19 protein-coding genes are annotated in these 19,279 nt (G+C 49.5%); 17 read left to right on the top strand and 2 right to left on the bottom strand.

Features of this window, described 5'->3' with window-relative positions; all coding sequences use genetic code 11:
• Positions 1 to 525 precede the first annotated feature (525 nt).
• The 16 genes from AQ981_RS22735 (at position 526) to AQ981_RS22660 (ending at position 15,414) form a co-directional block, all read left to right on the top strand.
• Entirely contained in the window at positions 526 to 1,485 is a 960-nt protein-coding gene (locus AQ981_RS22735; protein ID WP_058914055.1) for a hypothetical protein, read from the top strand.
• Positions 1,486 to 1,675: 190 nt separating this feature from the next.
• Positions 1,676 to 2,404, top strand: coding sequence for a YaaW family protein (locus AQ981_RS22730; protein ID WP_058914054.1), 729 nt, complete (start codon positions 1,676 to 1,678; stop codon positions 2,402 to 2,404).
• Positions 2,405 to 2,463: 59 nt separating this feature from the next.
• Positions 2,464 to 3,141: a helix-turn-helix transcriptional regulator gene (locus tag AQ981_RS22725; RefSeq protein WP_058914053.1), complete on the top strand. Its 678-nt coding sequence runs from the start codon at positions 2,464 to 2,466 to the stop codon at positions 3,139 to 3,141.
• Positions 3,142 to 3,248: 107 nt separating this feature from the next.
• Positions 3,249 to 3,659 (top strand): hypothetical protein, encoded by a 411-nt coding sequence (locus tag AQ981_RS22720; protein ID WP_396266056.1) that lies wholly within the window; start codon positions 3,249 to 3,251, stop codon positions 3,657 to 3,659.
• Between the two features lie 54 nt (positions 3,660 to 3,713).
• Entirely contained in the window at positions 3,714 to 4,073 is a 360-nt protein-coding gene (locus AQ981_RS22715) for a hypothetical protein (RefSeq protein WP_058914051.1), read from the top strand.
• An 80-nt stretch (positions 4,074 to 4,153) separates the two neighbouring features.
• Entirely contained in the window at positions 4,154 to 4,366 is a 213-nt protein-coding gene (locus AQ981_RS22710) for a hypothetical protein (RefSeq protein WP_058914050.1), read from the top strand.
• A gap of 110 nt (positions 4,367 to 4,476) precedes the next feature.
• The gene (locus tag AQ981_RS22705) at positions 4,477 to 5,298 is read left to right on the top strand and encodes a DUF932 domain-containing protein (RefSeq protein ID WP_058914049.1); all 822 of its coding nucleotides are present in this window, start codon (positions 4,477 to 4,479) and stop codon (positions 5,296 to 5,298) included.
• 79 nt (positions 5,299 to 5,377) lie between these two features.
• Positions 5,378 to 5,857: an antirestriction protein gene (locus tag AQ981_RS22700; RefSeq protein WP_082683255.1), complete on the top strand. Its 480-nt coding sequence runs from the start codon at positions 5,378 to 5,380 to the stop codon at positions 5,855 to 5,857.
• A gap of 240 nt (positions 5,858 to 6,097) precedes the next feature.
• Positions 6,098 to 6,580, top strand: a complete 483-nt coding sequence (gene radC / locus AQ981_RS22695; RefSeq protein WP_047058008.1) for a RadC family protein — start codon at positions 6,098 to 6,100, stop codon at positions 6,578 to 6,580.
• Between the two features lie 13 nt (positions 6,581 to 6,593).
• A complete protein-coding gene (locus AQ981_RS22690) occupies positions 6,594 to 6,815 on the top strand; it encodes a DUF987 domain-containing protein (RefSeq protein WP_058914048.1) in 222 nt (73 codons plus the stop codon).
• 22 nt (positions 6,816 to 6,837) lie between these two features.
• On the top strand, positions 6,838 to 7,197 hold the full coding sequence (locus AQ981_RS22685; protein WP_058914047.1) for a type IV toxin-antitoxin system YeeU family antitoxin: 360 nt from the start codon (positions 6,838 to 6,840) through the stop codon (positions 7,195 to 7,197).
• Positions 7,198 to 7,246: 49 nt separating this feature from the next.
• Positions 7,247 to 7,621: a TA system toxin CbtA family protein gene (locus tag AQ981_RS22680; RefSeq protein WP_058914046.1), complete on the top strand. Its 375-nt coding sequence runs from the start codon at positions 7,247 to 7,249 to the stop codon at positions 7,619 to 7,621.
• A 141-nt stretch (positions 7,622 to 7,762) separates the two neighbouring features.
• Positions 7,763 to 8,005: a hypothetical protein gene (locus AQ981_RS22675; RefSeq protein ID WP_249226372.1), complete on the top strand. Its 243-nt coding sequence runs from the start codon at positions 7,763 to 7,765 to the stop codon at positions 8,003 to 8,005.
• Positions 8,006 to 8,429: 424 nt separating this feature from the next.
• The gene (locus AQ981_RS22670) at positions 8,430 to 10,790 is read left to right on the top strand and encodes a type I restriction-modification system subunit M (RefSeq protein WP_058914045.1); all 2,361 of its coding nucleotides are present in this window, start codon (positions 8,430 to 8,432) and stop codon (positions 10,788 to 10,790) included.
• Entirely contained in the window at positions 10,790 to 12,169 is a 1,380-nt protein-coding gene (locus AQ981_RS22665; RefSeq protein WP_058914044.1) for a restriction endonuclease subunit S, read from the top strand. Before AQ981_RS22670 ends, AQ981_RS22665 begins: the two co-directional genes overlap by 1 nt.
• Positions 12,166 to 15,414: a type I restriction endonuclease subunit R gene (locus AQ981_RS22660; protein ID WP_058914043.1), complete on the top strand. Its 3,249-nt coding sequence runs from the start codon at positions 12,166 to 12,168 to the stop codon at positions 15,412 to 15,414. Before AQ981_RS22665 ends, AQ981_RS22660 begins: the two co-directional genes overlap by 4 nt.
• A 221-nt stretch (positions 15,415 to 15,635) precedes the next feature.
• Here AQ981_RS22660 and AQ981_RS22655 read toward each other — a convergent pair whose 3' ends face one another.
• Positions 15,636 to 16,019 (bottom strand): hypothetical protein, encoded by a 384-nt coding sequence (locus AQ981_RS22655; protein WP_058914042.1) that lies wholly within the window; start codon positions 16,017 to 16,019, stop codon positions 15,636 to 15,638.
• 173 nt (positions 16,020 to 16,192) lie between these two features.
• On the bottom strand, positions 16,193 to 16,531 hold the full coding sequence (gene symE, locus AQ981_RS22650; RefSeq protein WP_058914041.1) for an endoribonuclease SymE: 339 nt from the start codon (positions 16,529 to 16,531) through the stop codon (positions 16,193 to 16,195).
• A 624-nt stretch (positions 16,532 to 17,155) separates the two neighbouring features.
• On the opposite strand from symE, the gene AQ981_RS22645 reads away from it, so the two are divergent.
• Complete coding sequence (locus AQ981_RS22645) at positions 17,156 to 19,243, top strand: GmrSD restriction endonuclease domain-containing protein (protein WP_058914040.1); 2,088 nt, start codon at positions 17,156 to 17,158, stop codon at positions 19,241 to 19,243.
• The last annotated feature ends 36 nt before the right edge of the window (positions 19,244 to 19,279 follow it).

The raw sequence follows: 19,279 nt of genomic DNA, 5'->3' as shown, positions 1-19,279 counted from the left end.
TCTTAAATGACTCCGAGGTGTCTGTTAAACCCGTGGCGATTCATTACGATTAAGGTAGATCATGATAAATACTCTTCTTTATTGTTTATATTACCAATCCGACAAGCAGGGCGGTATGACCTTGGTACAGATGGGGTGTACAGACCGGTAGTTTTACTTCACTGTGACATGTTGCCACTCTGGAGTTATGGTAGCTATGGCGGACAAGTATCGGTCAGCACGGTAAAAATAGTCGCTGGAGTTTATAGGTCTGTAGCTAGACGGCATAGTTTTTCGATTATCATGAGCTAAGAAAACCTCTGTAGCGATCCCTACTGCTCTGAGGTGTGGTCTGATTGGTAACCAGCGTAAGAGTCCCGGAATAGCAGGTTTCTTTACGTTATTTGTGTTATTGAATTACATAATTTGTGTGGCGTGATGTTAACCTGATCGGCTATCTTCAGAGAACAGAGAAAACAAAATGGTTGTTCTGATGTCTGGCTGATAGCCGTCGTCATGATGACGGACAGGAAAGGAGTCTTACCAGTGACAGTGTTCAACATGTCTGATGATTTTCATTTTATATTCCCGAAAAAGGCAGACAGGTATAAGAACGTGATGGCCACATCTGTTGATTTTCGTCGGCTGGAAAAGGAATATTGCATTTGTTTTTATCATAAATCTAATGATGGTAGCATTGAAGAGGTTTTCAATATTATTACTGTTTTAAGGTCCGAGTACGCAGGCCTTCAGCATGGGAGACTGATTTTTAATTCAGAAGGTAAGGAAAATTGTGAAAAACTTAAAAGGCTTTTATTGGGGGCGATAAAAAAAGATATAGATAAAAAGATGAGAATGTTCAGTACTGCCAGAGAGTTTCATAACGAGATGAAACGCAGGCATAAAAACTCGGGTGCACTCTGTTTCTCTTTATTCGCCGAAGGTGTCTCCGGAGAGCCCATTCCAGAGCACATGAAAATACTAAAAGCGCTAAGTTCCCGCTTTTTTAATAATATCCGATCCAGAACTACATTTAAGCACCATGTTCTGGGCTATTTCTGGGTTGTGTTAAAGAACATATATGATAATCGGCCTTACTTACATGTTAATTTTTATATAGATACTCGGGATTTTAATAATGTTATTGGTGAGGAAATAAATGCTTGCTGGTTTAATGCTCTTAAAGCCATGGAGGACAGAGAAGGAGGAGTACTACACCTTACTGTGACAAAAGAATTTCAGAATGGGTTACTCTTAAGAAGTACCAGTGGTTACAGTGAGCAGTCTGGTGAGAATCACGCTATTTTTAATCGTTTCAATTCTGATGCAAGTGTGATTACTCAAGATTTGAATGCTGCTAATTCAGAAATATACAAGCAGTTTACCAATAATAAAGATAAACAGTATTTCATACATTATCTTTATGCACTCGCTAAGGAGTCTTACTTTATTGCTGAAAACACTCATTTCTTTGGTTCTTCCTCAGTGGTAAAACGGTTGAAATAAATTTCAGATATATATCATCCTGATGAACTGCAACAAACCAGTTGCGCTGGCCCCTTGGTTATTTCTCCCAGAGACACAACCTGTCGCTTAAAGTTTTCTTTGCGCAAAAATCCACCATTTCTGATGACATATCCATACAATTCCCTCCTTTAAAGTGTGGCCTCTCCACCACCCTGATTAAGAAAGAACAATGGCTGTCTACCGTAACGACCCTGATTTGAATCTGCTGGGCAAGTGCAGCAATGAAGAACTGCAATTACTGGTTTCCATCCTGACCACTGACCCACGCGATGGCGACACTCGCTGGACAGAGAGTCTGACCAGTACCCCGGAGTACCGCCTGTTAGCACCAGACCACCGTCGCTACTGGCAACTGATAGCCGCTGAGTTTCAGCGTTATGGCGCGAATACCTTGGCGAGTCTGGTCCGACTGGGACAAGGCGTGACCTATCGGGAAATCCTCGTCGATGTCTGTGACAAGCTTGATGTGAATTACAACCAGAAAAGCACTACCGAAACCATTGAGCTTGGTCTGTTGATGAAGGTACTGGAAAAAAGCCTGGATCAGATGACACCGGAAGAGCTGGCTGTTTTTTCTCGCAATATGCATCTGGATCTGACAAACCCCACGCCGCAACTCATTCTTATCGCCGTTCAGGCTGCCATACGGACTTCCTCGCTGGCTGCACTGGAGCTGGCAACGATGTTGTCTGCCAGTGTCATCACCTCTCTTGGCGGTATTGCCACCTGGGGAACTGTGGTGGTCGCTTCACGCGCACTTTCCGTACTGGCTGGTCCTCTTGCCATCGCACTGAGTTCAGCGTGGATGATTTCCGACATCGCTGGTCCAGCTTATCGGGTCACGATACCAGCATGCATCATCGTGTCCTGGCTGAGACAGCAGCACCTTTCCCGTTAACACCTTTTACTTAACCATCAGCCCCGACGGGGCTGCCATTTGCGCAGGAAGCATCCCTCATGTCTGAACAGGAACAACGCTATGACCGCCTGGCAAGCCGTCTCGCCATACTGGTCAGCCGCCTCTTTATGGGAGAAACGCTCAGTATCAGGCAACTTGCTCAGGAGTTTGGCGTCTCTGAGCGTACCGTTCAGCGCGACCTGCGTGAACGACTGCGCTATATCGACACGGAATATATCGACGGTCACGTCAGTCTCCGGGATGCTCGGGGCCCCTTTCGTACCAACAGCGACATTATCCGTTTTGCCCAAATAACCAGGGTGGCACATTACTTTCCGGCACTTGACCCTAAGTTGTTGTCTGTCCTGCTCGACAACGGTCAGGACTCCCCCTGCACTATCTGGAATGCGCCACCCCGTCAGGCTCCGGCATTGTTTGGCGGTTTTCAGGTCATTATCCAGGCCATCATCAGCAACCGCCGCATTCATTTTCTGCACCACGGATACCATCAGTCCGCCGTTGCCCCTTACCGGCTTATCTGTCTGGAAGGCGAGTGGTACCTGACGGCAGTAACTGGCGAGCGGATTCAGGTATTTACCCTTTCAGCCATTACCGATGTGGTGATGACCATCGGGGGCTTCACCAGAAGCAGTCATATCCGGCGGATTTTTGAAGACCCACGATTTATTCAGGCCCTGCCGCATTTTCAGTACATCAGTGGGCTCATCCGGGAATGAGCCTGTTTTTTCATTAGTCAGAACCGCAGTTTCATTAACAAAAGGAGTCCATCTTGAAAAAAGTATTACTCAGCGCCCTAGTACTGGTAGGCAGTCAGCTGCCAGTTATGGCACAAGCATTTGGCAGTCAGGACACCTGGTCCAGTGGTTGGGGCCAGGGCGTATCGGAGTTTGTCATCAAGGGGAAAGGTCAATCACAACTGTCTCTGACCTGTGAGGATTACGGATCGCAACCGGCCACGGTCATATTTACTGACGCCAGCGGGCATCAGGTCAGTATGGATGAAGATAAAAGCCTTCAGGTCAGTATCGACGGTGGAGCACTTATTGATATCAGCGAATCTGGCAGTCGAGTGGGCGGTAATAACCTGGCGCTGGCCTGGGCTCAGTTACGTAATGGCAAACAGGTCTCAGTGACAGGAGACGGTGTTAAGCCTGCCACATTCACGCTGGCCGGTGCGGCTAAGGTACTACCGGCATTCGGGACACACGGCTGTGTGGGTAAAGATGCACTCTAGACTGTATCTGAATTTAACGCTTGATGATTACGTTATTTTTAAAAGGAACAGATTATGAAATTTAAACACATGCTGGTATCCGCACTGCTTGCATTGTCAGCCCAGGCGCTGGCAGAGCCAGCGCCGCCCATCAAAGTGGAGACCAGTAATCAGGTTCACCCTGCCGGAACACGCTACGTCACTGTTGTGGTCACTGCGCTGGATAATACCGTGAAAGTCGAAAATATTGATGTTAACCGGGGAAACTGTCATATCGCCAACCAGAAATATCTGTACTCCAGCAATAAGGAAACCATTCTGCCCGCCACATTACGCTACGGACAGTCAGTTGAGGTGAGTTTTTATAATAACTGCGTAGCCTCGGAAGTCGTCGTCACCACTGATAAAGGCGCATGGCGCTATACCTACAACTGAGCCACTTTCCTGTATCAACTTACTCAAATAAATCTTCACTCCACCAGCGGGCTGCCGCCAGGCAGTCCGGAGCAAACCCTATGACCTTTCTGAAAATGCTGGTGATGGCCCTGAGCCAGGCTCTGACCTGGTGCGGCGGGCATCAGGCCCGGCAGTATATTGAAATTCGCCTGCGTCAGGCAGGCTACGATGACAGCAGCATTGATACAGCCCGGGAAGCGGTCACGTTGCTGGTCACTGCACTTATCACCGCCCTGATGGCGCAGATATTGAAGATTCTGGATACGCTGTAGTCCCGCCCGACCTATCCGTTCATTGAGAACAACACATCCAGCCCCTGCCTCCTCACGGAGCAGGGGCTTTTGCTTTTATGCCATCAGGGTAATCAGATGAGGAATCAACCATGCGATTAGCCAGCCGTTTTGGTCGGGTGAACCAGGTTCGCCGTGACCGTCCCTTAACCCGCGAAGAACTGATGCAGCATGTCCCCAGCGTCTTCGGGGAAGACAAGCACGACTCCAGAAGCGAAAAGTACACCTACATACCCACAATCACCCTGCTGGAGAAGCTTAAACGCGAAGGGTTCCAGCCATTCTTTGCCTGTCAGTCACGAGTGCGCGACCAGAGCAGGCGAGAACATACAAAGCATATGCTGCGCCTGCGTCGTGCCGGTCAGATAAACGGTCAGCAGGTGCCGGAAATCATCATTCTGAATTCGCACGATGGCGCGTCGAGTTTTCAGTTACTGCCGGGGATATTCCGAAGTGTCTGCACTAATTCGCTCGTCTGCGGACAGTCGTTTGGCGAGATCCGCGTGCCACACAGGGGGGATGTCGTCGGGAAGGTGATTGAGGGTGCCTATGAGGTGCTCAGCGTCTTTGACCGGGTGGAAGAGAAACGTGACGCTATGCAGTCCCTGCAACTCCCGTCACCAGCACAGCATGCACTTGCTAAAGCGGCGCTGGCCTACCGTTTTGGGGAAGAGTACCAGCCAGTGACTGAATCGCAAATCCTTGCACCTCGCCGCTGGCAGGACGAGAGCGATGACCTGTGGACTACCTACCAGCGCATTCAGGAAAACCTGCTGAAAGGCGGGCTAAGTGGCCGTACCGCGCAGGGTAAACGTACCCATACCCGCGCAGTAAACGGGATTGATGGCGACGTTAAGTTAAACCGTGCGCTCTGGGTGATGGCCGAAAACATGATGGGCCTGTTGGGCGGGTAATAACCCGCGCCCCGCCATCGAAATCAATCCCCGGCCCGAGTCTTCCATTCAACATCTCCATGCATAAGGAAAAATTAACATGACCGATATGATTAATATTAACGATAAAAATCAGCTACCTCTGCAGGCTGACGATAACGGTTCTGCACATGCTCTGACAGCCGCACCCGTACCAGACGAACAGCGTGTGGAGTTCTGGCCGCAGCACTTTGGCAACATCCCGCAGTGGATAACCCTTGAACCGCAGGTCTTTGCTTGGATGGATCGGTTCTGCGCTGACTACAGCGGCGGTGTCTGGAATTTTTATACTCTCAGCAACGGCGGGGCCTTCATGGTTCCGGAAACGGACAACGATGTCTTCTGGTCGCTGTTCAACGCCATGAACGGCAACTCCTCAGACATGAGCGCCGAAGCTGCAGGGATTGCAGTCTGTCTTATCGCTTACAGTCATCACGCTTGCCGCACGGAATGCGACTCCATGACGGAACATTACTGGCGTCTGCGTGACTATGCGCTGAACCACGCAGAATGCAGCGCCATCATGCGCATTATCGACTGAGCATCCCGCCATGCCGTATGAACTGTCTCACCTTAATGCCCTGTGGGATACGCTGAGGAATACAACGGTCAGGGATGAGGACGGTGACCTTGTGACCGACGAACCCTTCCTGCATTTCCTGACGGGTACCCCTCTCTTCCATATCTGGTGATGGTTTGAATCCCTGCACGACGAGTTCGTCGTTGCCGAAAAACTGTACAACACATCTCCTCCCAACGCGTCAACAGACAGGAAAAGCAAATGAATATCACCACGTGTCCCCCTGACAGCGGGGGAATATCTCCCACCGCGCAGCGCACCATCAGACGCGCTCTGACCCTGCTGGAACGCCAGTTACGCGAGCCCGGCGAGGCATTTACCTCCAGCCATGCAGTTCGCGACTGGCTTCGCCTGCAGCTCGCCACACTGGAGCGTGAAGTATTCATGGTGCTCTTCCTCGATAACCAGCATCGTCTTATTGCCCATGAAACGCTCTTCACCGGCACCATCAACCATACGCAGGTACATCCCCGTGAAGTGATAAAGGCAGCACTGAAATACAACGCGGCTGCCATCGTGCTTTCACACAATCATCCGTCAGGTTATGCCGAACCCAGCCATGCCGACAGATTGCTTACTGACCATCTGAAGCAGGCACTTAAACTCGTGGATATCTGTCTGCTGGACCACCTGGTAGTGGGAGGCATGGACATCGTCTCGTTTGCCGAGCGTGGCTGGCTTTAGGGAGAGAATAACGATGAAAATCATCAGCAAACGTCAGGCAATGGCGATATACCGCCAGCATTCTGAGTCCCGGCTGTTTCGCTTCTGTACCGGGAAATATAAGTGGTCCGGCAGTATCTGCCATTACTACGGCAGGGAAGTGCAGGATATCCGGGGTGTACTGGCCGTGTTTGCTGAACACCGACAGGACCGCAACGGTCCGTATGTGATCCTGCGCAGCGTCACCCTGAATTAACTCACCGTTAAGGAGTACTTACATGCAGAAAGCAACCCGTGTAATCAACCATAACATCGCGGAACCCTGGTGGGGCCTCAGACGCAACGTCACGCCATGTTTTGGTGCCCGGCTGGTACAGGAGGGTAACCGCCTGCATTACCTTGCTGACCGCGCCAGCACCACCGGGACATTTAATGACACAGATTTACGCCATCTGGACCAAGCATTTCCGGTACTGATGAAGCAGATGGAGCTTATGCTGGCCAGCAGCGAACTCACGCCCCACATTCAGCGCTGCATCACGCTCCACGCAAAAGGGCTGATATGTGAGGCTGATACGCTCGGCTCCTGTGGCTATTTGTATATCGTAATTTATCCGACATCTGCAATAACCGCATAAATCCCAAACGCTTTTCCTTAATCAAACCAGCCAACAAAGAGCGCAAACCATGCAAATACAATCCCTGCCCCCTCAAAGGGCGGCATCGTCACGTCTGTCATCAGTCGAAATCTGGCAAAAATTACTGGAGTATCTGCTGGAGCAACACTACGGCCTTACCCTCAACGACACGCCGTTTGGCAACGACAGTGTGATCCAGAAACACATTGATGCGGGAATCTCACTGTGTGACGCGGTGAATTCTATCTTGGAAAAGTACGACCTGGTACGTACTGACCGTCACGGTTTCAGCGTGAAAGAGCAGTCTCCGTTTATCGGCAGCATTGATATGCTCCGCGCCCGCAAGGCTACCGGGCTGATGACCCGCAAGGGATATAAAACCGTTACTGACATCACCAGTAGCAGATTCAGCGGCAGGAAATAATGACCCTCGTCCTGATCGCTGAAGCCGACACCATCAGCGGTCTGCCTCTCAGGCGCCAGTACAACGACTGGCGCTTTTATCACGTCTCCATCAGTTGATACAGATGTTCGCTCAGATAGCTATGGGAATGTCTATATCGCCATGGTGAGCGGTGGCCCAGTTATTGGGCTGTACTGTGAGCCCGAGGTTTCGGAAGATGACGAAATCGATGATGTGGGTCAATTGAATGCATTTTTTGACATTCTTGAATCAGAGGCGGAATCAACAGAGCGATATCAGTTACCCGATATAGATGGAGAAGATGCTTTCATCCGTATTGGCTCTATTGCGATGGTCCGAATAGATCTTGATGCTTTGGAGTCTGTCGAGGAAGGTGATGCGTAACAGATTTCGGCATATTAACTCAGTTGTATTAGCTCAGTCATGTTTGTCCGGGTTCGATGCCGAAAAACAATGAATTTTCGTGTTGGTATCTGTGTTGGTATAAATTGAAAGTGTTCTTTATTAACTATTTTAAATCATGAGGTTGAATGTAATGTGCGAGTCCGGCCTTCGCACCAACAACGATATGCAATCAAGTCGCCTGAGGCGGCTTTTTTTGTGTCTGAAATCCGCGCAATGTAAGGCCTTACCTCTTGATTTGCTTCCCATCAACTTGCTGATGTGGTTATAGCGGTGGCTATTCATTTCTTTGCCCCGTATCGTTTGCGATAGTTTTCATTGTGGGTATTATTTTGCCAGGTGCATTCCAAAACTGAATTTTGCCTCTGCATATTTGCAGTATGGCTGTGATCTCCCCGAGGGTTTCATGACTAACACTAACTTTTCTCAAACGGCTGCGTTTATCTGGTCGGTGGCTGATTTGCTGCGCGGTGATTTTAAACAGTCTCAGTACGGACGCGTGATCCTGCCCTTTACGCTGCTGCGTCGCCTTGAGTGTGTGCTGGCGGAGACTAAAGACGCGGTGCTGGCGAAATACGATGAATTAAAAACCAGCCCGCTGCCGGAAGATGCCAAGGAAAAGTTTCTGCTGCGCGCCAGCGAGCTTTCCTTCTTCAATACCTCGAAGATGGATCTGGGCAAGATGGGGCAGAACGACATCAAAGCCAACCTGGAAAGCTACGTACAGGCGTTTTCACCGGACGCGCGTGAAATCTTCGAACACTTCAAATTCAGTGAGTTTGTCGGCCTGCTGGAAGATGCCAACCTGCTGTTCAAAGTGGTGAAGAAATTCGCTACTACTGACCTCAGCCCGAAAGCGATTTCCAACTACGAGATGGGGCTGGTGTTTGAAGAGCTTATCCGTCGTTTTGCGGAAAGCTCCAACGAGACCGCTGGTGAGCACTTCACCCCACGCGATATTGTGCGTCTGACTACCTCGTTGGTGTTTATGGAAGATGATGAAGCGCTGACGCAGGATGGTATCATCCGCACCATTTATGACCCGACGGCCGGGACCGGCGGCTTCCTCTCTTCAGGCATGGAATATATGCACGAGCTGAACCCTAACGCGGTGATGCGCGCCTTTGGCCAGGAACTGAACCCGGAATCTTACGCTATCTGTAAAGCCGATATGCTGATCAAAGGTCAGGACGTCAGCCGCATTAAGCTGGGTAACACCCTCTCTTACGACCAGTTGCCGTTGGATCAGTTCGACTACATGCTCTCTAATCCCCCGTTTGGCGTGGACTGGAAAAAGATTGAGGGCGAGATTAACGACGAACATACGCAGAAAGGCTTTAACGGTCGCTTTGGCCCGGGCCTGCCGCGTGTTTCCGACGGCTCGCTGCTGTTCCTGATGCACCTGATCAGCAAAATGCGCGACAACCACAATGTGGATGGCAACGTGAGTAATGGCGGGCGTATCGGGATTATCCTTAACGGTTCGCCACTGTTTACCGGTGGTGCGGGCAGCGGTGAGAGTGAAATCCGCCGCTACATTCTGGAAGCCGATTTGCTGGAAGGCATTGTCGCGCTGCCAACGGACATGTTCTACAACACCGGCATCGCCACCTACGTCTGGATCCTCTCCAACAAGAAAGCGCCTGAGCGTAAAGGTAAAGTGCAGCTAATTGATGGCACCAACCTGTGCGGAAAAATGCGTAAATCGCTGGGTTCCAAGCGTAACCTGATGGGCGAAGACGATATCAAACTGATCACCCAGACCTTCGGTGAGTTTGAAGTGGTGGATGCCACAACCCTGGAAGAACTGGGGCTGGAAAAAGCCGCCGAGCAAAAATCCAGCCGTGGTCGTCAGCCTGCCACCGCCAAAAGCGAAGCGCCGAAAACCTTCGCCAGCAAAATCTTTAACAGCACCGACTTTGGCTATCGTCGCCTGACCATTGAGCGCCCGCTGCGTTTATCCGCGCAGGTGACGGATGAGGCGATGGCGACTCTGCGCTTTGCGCCGAAGCCGTTTAACGCGCCGATGGAACGTCTGTATGAAGAGTTCGCATCCCAATGGCAGGAAGACACCTACGGTGATTTCGCCGAACTGGAAACAGAAGCGCGCGCCATCATCAAAGCCGAATTTGCCGAGCTGAAAGAGAAGCAGATTAAAGACCTGCTCGACAGCAAACTGTGGCTGGCGCAGCGCGGGTTAATGGAAAAAGCACAGCAGATTCAGACGGCTCTGGGTGCGCAGGCGGGTGGCAAGACGCTGGTAAGTAATGACTTCAACCAGTTCCAGTTGACTCTGAAAGGGGCCATCAAAACCGCTGGCGTCAAGCTGGACGCTAAAGAGAACAAGCAGTTTATCGACGCTATCACCACGAAAAACCCGGAAGCCGAGCCGGTGGTGAAGAAAGCGCTGAAAGAAGCCGCTCAGCCGCTGTATGGCGCGTTTGAATACAAAGGCAAAGTGGTCGAGTTTGAACAGGACGGCGAGCTGCGTGATAACGAAAATGTGCCGCTGAACCCAGCATTGTCCACCAGCGACCTGATTGAAAACTACTTCAAAGCCGAAGTACTGCCGCATGTGAATGACGCGTGGATCAACGCCGATAAGCGCGATGCGAAAGATGGCGAGGTAGGGATTGTCGGTTACGAGATTCCGTTTAACCGCCATTTCTACGTCTATCAGCCGCCGCGCCCGCTGGAAGAGATTGATGCCGATCTGGATGCGGTCAGTGCCGAGATTATGAAGTTGCTGCAGGAGGTACATTCCTGATGGCGAAATATAAGGCGTATCCGGAGTATAAGGACTCTGGGGTTGAGTGGTTGGGGAGAGTTCCTAAGCATTGGAATGCTAAGTCTTTGAAATTTCTTTGCACATTCAATGATCAGGTTATTTCTGAATCAGCAGGACATGATTACGAAATTGAATATGTTGATATTGGAAGTGTGAACTCATCACAGGGCATAACAAAAACAGAAACCATGTTATTGTCCAAAGCACCGTCTAGGGCGAGACGTTTGGTAAAAGATGGTGACGTAATTATTTCCACAGTTAGAACCTATCTAGAGGCTATTTCTCCAATAATTAATCCTCCTGATAATATGGTCGTTTCCACTGGTTTTGCGGTAATCAGACCTTCTATAGGATTAAATCATGCTTTTGCCGCATATTGTCTGCGTGCTAGTGGATTCATAAAGGAAGTAGTTGCTCGTTCTGTTGGTGTGAGTTATCCAGCAATTAATGCTTCAGATCTAGTAAATATACCTGTCCCTAATATGCCATTGACTGAGCAATTAAGGATTGCAAACTTTCTCGATCACGAAACCGCAAAGATCGATAATCTGATCGAGAAACAACAGCAACTCATTGAACTGCTGAAAGAAAAACGTCAGGCAGTGATTAGCCATGCCGTCACCAAAGGGCTAAACCCTGATGTGCCAATGAAAGATTCTGGTGTTGAGTGGTTGGGGGAAGTTCCGGAGCATTGGAAAATATGCCGCATTAAGCAATTATCAAAACAAATATCTAAAGGTACAACGCCGAGCACTATTGGTGGTGATTTTGTTGATGAAGGTATTCGCTTTTTAAAAGCAGAAAATATTGGTAAGTCAAAGTTTGTTAATTCATTGCCAGAATTCTACATTTCTAATGATGTAGATAAACAAATCTCAAGAAGTCGCCTTCAAGAACGGGATGTCTTAGTTATAATCGCTGGTGCAACTACTGGTATGGCTTCAGTTCTTCAAAAAGAGATACTGCCTGCGAACACAAATCAGGCAGTAAGTTTTATTCGCACTAAAAATATTAATCATGCCGATTGGATCTATTACTGGCTTGGGACCGATATCATCCAGAGGATAATAGGCATGGGCGCGGTTCAGGCTGCGCAGCCGAATCTATCAATGGAAGATCTTGGGAATATCCCAATTTTACTTCCAGAACAAGATGAACTTGCATCTATATGCATAGAAATAGAAAAGCAGTTTGTTCAATTTGAGTCCTTAATTTGTAAAGCGGAATCTGCAATAGATTTAATGCAAGAACGCCGCACAGCCCTGATCTCCGCCGCCGTCACCGGGAAAATTGACGTCCGCGATTGGGTTGCCCGTGACACCCAGGACATTGAGGCAATTCAGGAGGCTACCGCATGAGCATGGACAGCACCAAAGAGCTGATTTTCCAGAATGAGATGATTGCTCAGATGATCGATCGAGGCTGGATTCGCGGCAAAACTGACGCCTACGATCGCGAACGTGCGCTGTACTCGCAGGATGTGCTGACCTTTGTGCAAACCACTCAGCCGCAGGAGTGGGAGAAGTTTGCCAAAATTTATCCTTCCGATACCGAGCGTCATTTCCTCGATGCGCTGGTGGCGCAGCTGAAAAAAGCGGATATCAACGCCACCGATATTTTGTCTCGTACTTACGGCACGCTCGGCGTGCTGCGCCATGGTATTAAAAGCCATAATGCGCGTTTTTCCCTGTGCCAGTTTAAGCCGGAACATAACCTCAATCCGGAAACCCTGACGCGCTACAAACAGAATATCTGCCGCATCGTGCCGGAGCTGGTTTACAGCCCGCATGCGTCGAACGCCGCATTCGAAGAAACGGGCGTAAAGGCGAAGAAGTGGCGTATCGACCTGGTGTTGTTTGTCAACGGCCTGCCGGTAGCGACGCTGGAGCTGAAGTCTGAATTTAAGCAGACGGTGCAAAACGCCATTACGCAATATAAGAAAACGCGTTTGCCGAAGGACCCTGGCACCAATAAACCTGAGCCGCTGCTGACCTTTAAACGTGGCGCGCTGGTGCACTTTGCCGTCAGCCAGTACGAAGTGTTTATGGCGACCAGACTCGATGGCGATAAAACCTTCTTCCTGCCGTTTAACAAAGGCACCCATGACGGCGGCGCGGGGAACGACATCCCGGAAGATGCCCACGACTACGCCACCAGCTACCTGTGGAATGAGGTGCTGCTGCCGGACAATTTGCTGAAAATTCTCGCCAGTTTTGTGCATCTGCAAATCGTCGAAAAAGAAAACGCCATTGGCCTGAAGTACAAAAGCGAGAGCCTGATTTTCCCGCGCTATCACCAGTGGGATGTGGTGAACAAACTGATCACTGCCGCCACGGTGGAGGGCACCGGTAATAAATACCTGATTCAGCACAGTGCGGGGTCGGGCAAATCGAACTCTATCGCCTGGACGGCCCATCAGCTTTCCCGGCTGTACGATGAAAATGGCGAAAAGCAGTTCCACTCAGTGATTGTGGTGACGGACCGCACCGTGCTGGACGATCAACTGCAGGACACTATCTATCAGTTTGAACATCAGGATGGCGTAGTCGGGCGTATCAATAACAAAGAAGGCGATGGTTCTAAATCGGAGAAGCTGGCCAGTGCGCTGGAAAACTCGCAGCCGATCATTATCGTCACCATCCAGACCTTCCCGTTTGTCCTGAAGGCGATTGAAAACAGCGTCAGCCTCAGGCAGCGTAAATACGCGGTGATTGCCGATGAAGCGCACTCCTCGCAGAGCGGATCTACGGCACGACAACTGAAACAAGTGCTGATGACCGAAGAAACAGATGACGATGTGGAAATGTCTTCAGAAGATATTCTGGATGCCACCGTCGCCGCGCGTAAAGGCAGCAACAACCTCAACTATTACGCCTTCACCGCCACGCCGAAAGCTAAAACCCTGGAGCTGTTTGGTCGCCGTCCTGATCCGCAGGAACCGGCGTCGAAAACCAACAAGCCAGAAGCGTTCCACGTTTACTCTATGCGTCAGGCCATCGAAGAAGGCTTTATTCTTGATGTGCTGAAGAACTACACCAACTATAAGGTGGCGTATAAGCTGCTGCAAAAGCTGGACGATCCTGACCGGGAAGTGGACAGCAAGAAAGCGAAAATCAAACTGAACCAGTGGGTTTCGCTACACGATCATAATGTGTCGCAGAAAGTGAAGGTGATTGTTGAGCACTACCGCAAGCATGTGATGCACTTGCTGGCCGGCCAGGCGAAAGCAATGGTGGTGACCAGTTCGCGTAAGGCGGCGGTTCGTTACAAGCTGGCTTTCGATAAATATATCGCCGAGCAAAAGTACGACAAGATAAGCGCGCTGGTGGCGTTCTCCGGGGAAGTGGAATTCCATGAAGATGACCACAACAGCTTTGCGCTGCTTAACCAGAAGTTCACCGAGATCAATATGAACCCAGGGCTGAAAGGCCGGGATATGCGTAAAGCGTTTGATACCGACGACTACCAGGTGATGCTGGTGGCCAACAAATTCCAGACCGGTTTTGACCAGCCTAAGCTGTGCGCCATGTATGTGGATAAAAAGCTGGGGGGTGTGGAGTGTGTACAGACCCTGTCGCGCCTGAACCGTACCTATCCCGGGAAGGCGCAATCCGGCACCTTTGTGCTCGATTTTTACAACGAACCCGACGAGATTTTGGGGGCTTTCCAGCCGTACTACCAGACAGCAGAGCTGACGGATGTCAGCGATCCACAGTTGGTCTTTGAGCTTTATGAAAAGCTGCGCACCAGCGGCATTTTCCTGTGGAACGAAGTGGAGCAGTTCTGCGAGGCGTTCTTCAGTAAAAACAAATCCAACGCGGCCATTAGTAATATCTGTAAACCTGCGGTGGAGCGCTGGAAAAACCGCTACACCTCAGCGATTGATGCGTATGTGCTGGCCAAAGAGATGTTTGAACGCACCAAAAAGACCGGCGATGTTGTGCTGATCACCAATGCGGAAAACACCTTTAAGGATTGCGAGAAAGAAAAAAGTAAGCTGGATATCTTCAGGAAAGATCTCGGCAGCTTTGTCCGCTTTTACGAGTTTATGTCGCAAATCGTCGATTACGACGACAAGAACCTGGAAAAGCTGAGTCTGTTTGCCCGCCACCTGCGTCCGTTGCTGCATGAACAGCGTATCGAAGAAGATGAGATTGATTTAAGCAACGTCGAGATGAGCCATTATCGTCTGTCGAAGCTTCACGAACAGCACCTCAAGTTGCAGGAAGAGGCTGAGGATTACAAAATCAAACCGGGTAATGATATCGGTACGGCGAAACCGAAGGACAAGAAAGAAGAATTTTTGTCGAATATTCTGGCGCGTCTGAATGAGCTGTTCGTCACCGATAATCTGACCGATAAAGACATGATCAACTATGCCTTCGCGGTGCGCGACAAGCTGTCAGAAAACCAGGCGGTGATGACCCAGATCGCGAACAATACGCGCGAGCAGGCGATGTTGGGGGATTTCCCGAAAGCCATTGATGATGCCGTCATGGACAGCAACGACGCCCAACAGGATATGATGATGCAGTACCTCTCTAACCCTGAACTGGCAAAAGGCTTTGCCCGCGTGGTGTTTGATATGTTGAAAGGGGCTTGATTTTCAGGCCGATCGGGGAAAACCACGTCTGTGGTTTGATATACCCGTCGGCGCTCATTGGGTGATCGATCTGTCATCACGGATGCATCGAAAAAATGGAGTATGCCGATCCAGAACTGGCGGCTGGCGATGAGCCGCTTTAAATCTAAATCAATCTTAACACTACAGGCAACCAGTAGTGGCTATAAAGGGTATCTGCTTTATGAGCAGATGAAAGGTCATTACCAGGATGAATAATCTGATTTCATGATCTTATAACGGAAAAAATAAATCGATAGCTTAATACCCACAGGCAGCGAGCAGTAATTCAGGCGGCTCAATCCCCATATGCACACAAAAAGTAAAACCACATAGATACCTATCATAAGTGGGATGCCCTGAATATCGCCCGTAACAGCCATCACGATAATGAGAACCAGAAAAACGCCGCTGAACAGGATTAATCCCCCGGCAATATCATGCCCCCGCTTTGCGACAAAATCGAAAAAATCGTGTGAAGCATATCGCTCGTGCTTTTGCACACTGGCTCGTTTAAAGGCGTGGAATAACGCCAGGGTATCCCGAAAATTAAACCCACTTTTTAAAAATAATGTTCGGGCATCCATGCTAATTCCTCAATTATATCAAAAATAAAATTAACTCCCACTTTAACTAATCTGGTAAATGCAGGACAGGGGGCATTTGTCAGGATTTATCCCGGTAGCCGGACAATCGGTTGGGCATCTGGATTCAGTTAAGTACGGAAAGACGCTCCCGACTCCCGTCGGGAGCGCCCACCTCACGCCGCCCGCTTCCCGGCTATCACGCTGATAAACTCCAGCACCTGCTTCTGCTTTCTTACCGACAGCTTATCCACCAGACGCAGCGACTTCATCAGCTCAGACACCTCCGGTGCCGGCGTCCGGGCGGTCAGCACAATACAGCCATTCATCACCCGCACATCCACCTCGGTACCGGTGGTAAACCCGGCAGTCTCCAGCCACTGGCCTTTAATCATAATCGCCGGGAAACGGGCGTAATCCGGATGACGGCTCGCATAACCCACCTTCAGATGGCGGTTATTTGCCGGGGATACTTCTGGTTCAAATGAATCTGCAATACAATTGACATTAGTCATGGTTACTATTCCTTGTAAATAGTGATTGTGATGAGCGGTGCGGGTGTGTTGTCGCACATCCGCATCGCGCTAAATAACACCTGTAAACCTAACCAGTAAACAATAAAAAAGCCACATGAAAATAATGTAACTAACGGACTCGGGAGATATTTCACAAAAATATTCAGATTATTTATAACCAGAATCATAAAGTATAAATAATCAGGGATCGAAATTCTAAATCCCGGGAAATAGCTTCTGTGGTTTCTTATCTGATGTTGTTATCAGTGCCAGAGATTTTTTCTGTATAAAGGAAAATGCTTCTCCCATGGTAAGAACATCAGTTTTACTGCGTTTTTTCACCACCAGATTAAGCTGATGCCGCAAGGTATCAGCAGGCAGTTAATCCCTGTTTTTATTTTACAGGCAGTGTACCAGTATTTATCACTGATGAGCGATAATTCACGGGCTATCCGGAGCGTACCAGGGGTCAATGGGGGTATCAGGCCGCGGGGTTTTGAGTCGTGGTACAAAGAAAGTGATCAAAAATAGCATTCCGGTTAATCATCCTTCGCCAAATTCTTCGCCAGCACGTACATTATAGTTATTGTACTGAAATCAGTTTGTTAACAAGGGACTATTCTGATGAAGGCCAAAGAAACCAGATTGCTCAATTTCCTCCAGACCGCGCCTCAACTGGTGATTCCTATCTATCAGCGGGTTTACTCCTGGGGAATTAAGGAATGCCAACAACTGTGGGACGATATTATTCGCTGTGGGCAGGATGACAACAATCACGGGCATTTTATCGGCTCTGTCGTCTATATCGAGGACGGACTCTATTCGGTGACAGCTCAGTCCCCGTTGTTAATCATTGATGGTCAGCAGCGCGTGACGACCGTGTCGCTGCTGATTGCCGCTCTGGCAGAGGCCGTTGGCGATCGGGAATTTATCGAAGGGTTTAACCAGACACAGTTACGCGGCTTTTATCTCACCAATCTGCTGTTATCCGGCGAGAAGCATTATAAGTTAATTCTCTCTCAAACCGATAACGAAACGCTGCGCACCATTATTAAGGGGCTTCCCTTGCCGGAACAGTACTCGGTGCGGGTGAAGGAGAACTTTGATTTTTTCTGCGAAAAGCTGAGAAATAACGCGCTGCTGGAAACGGTCTGTAAAGGGCTTGGCAAACTGATTGTCGTGGATATCTCCCTGCAGCGCGGCCATGACAATCCGCAGCTCATTTTTGAAAGTATGAACTCGACGGGCAAAAAACTGAGCCAGGCCGATCTTATTCGCAACTATATCCTGATGGGACTGGAAAGCGAGCGTCAGACCGCGCTGTATAACGATCACTGGCGCAGGATGGAGCTTCTGTTTGGTCAGGAAGCCTATTCTGAACAGTTCGATGCCTTTATGCGCCATTATCTGACGGTAAAAACCGGGGATATCCCGAAAATAGATGACACCTATGAGGCGTTTAAGCAATATTTTTACCGCCGCAATCAGACGGTCGAGACGGTAGTGGCAGATATTCACCGCTATGCGGTTTATTATTGTGCTATTGCATTAGGGACTGAAAAAAATAAACAACTTAAAGAGATATTCCACAACATCCGCGAACTGAGAATGGATGTCGCGTACCCGTTGATGCTGGAACTGTATGAGGACTACCAGCAACAGATATTGTCGCTCAGTGATTTTGCTGAAGCGTTGCGTTTGATGGAAAGCTACGTATTCCGCCGTGCGGTATGCGCGATTCCGACCAACTCAATGAACAAAACCTTTGCCGGATTGAGCAAAAGTTTTGACAAGAGCCGTTATCTGGAAAGCCTGAAAGCGGCATTTATGCTGCTTCCATCGTACCGTCGTTTCCCGTCAGATGAAGAATTTAAACGGGATATCCAGACCCGGGACCTGTATAACTTCAGGAGTCGCAGTTACTGGTTAAGACGGCTGGAAAATGATAAGCACAAAGAACCCATTCAGGTGGATGAATACACCATCGAACACATTATGCCGCAGTGTGAAAATCAGCCCGAAAAAGTGCCGGGAGTCTGGCGTGCGGAACTGGGCGATGAATGGCAGCGCGTCTGGGAAACCTGGCGCCATACGCTGGGGAATCTGACACTGACGGGCTATAACCCGGAATACAGTAATCGCTCTTTTGCCGAAAAACGCGATATGGATGGCGGATTCCGACACAGTCATTTACGTCTCAATAATGGGCTTTCCTGTCTGGAAACCTGGAATGAAGAGGCTATTGTGGCGCGGGCGAGACACATGGCTGAACAGGCGAGCACTGTCTGGCCGAATGCAAAGCTTGCGGATGATATCCTGCAATGTTACCGGCCTCAAAACGCAGAGAATGTGACTTACGGGTTTGATGATCATCCACATCTGGCAAAAGCACACATAAATGTGCTGTTTGAGGAATTACGCAAAGCCATACTGGCGCTTGACCCGTGTGTCACCGAAGTATTTCTGAAGCTTTATATTGCTTATAAAGCAGAAGTAAACTTTGTTGATGTCGTACCGCAGGCCAGGCGACTGCGCCTGACGCTGAATATCCCCTTTGCCGAAATCAACGATCCACGCGGATTATGCAAAGATGTCACCAGCGTGGGGCGTTGGGGTAATGGCGATGTAGAGGTCGGCTTCACGACGCTGGACGATCTGCCTTATGTCATGTTTCTGATCACTCAGGCATTTGACCGGCAAATGGATAATTGAGTTTCGGGGCAAATGTCAGGAAAAAAGGGCCATCAT

Origin of the sequence: Entomohabitans teleogrylli, assembly GCF_001484765.1 — a bacterium.
GTDB classification, from domain to species: Bacteria; Pseudomonadota; Gammaproteobacteria; order Enterobacterales; family Enterobacteriaceae; genus Entomohabitans; species Entomohabitans teleogrylli.
The sequence above is the reverse complement of the archived record's forward strand: the minus strand, read 5'-3'. Positions and strand labels throughout refer to the sequence as shown.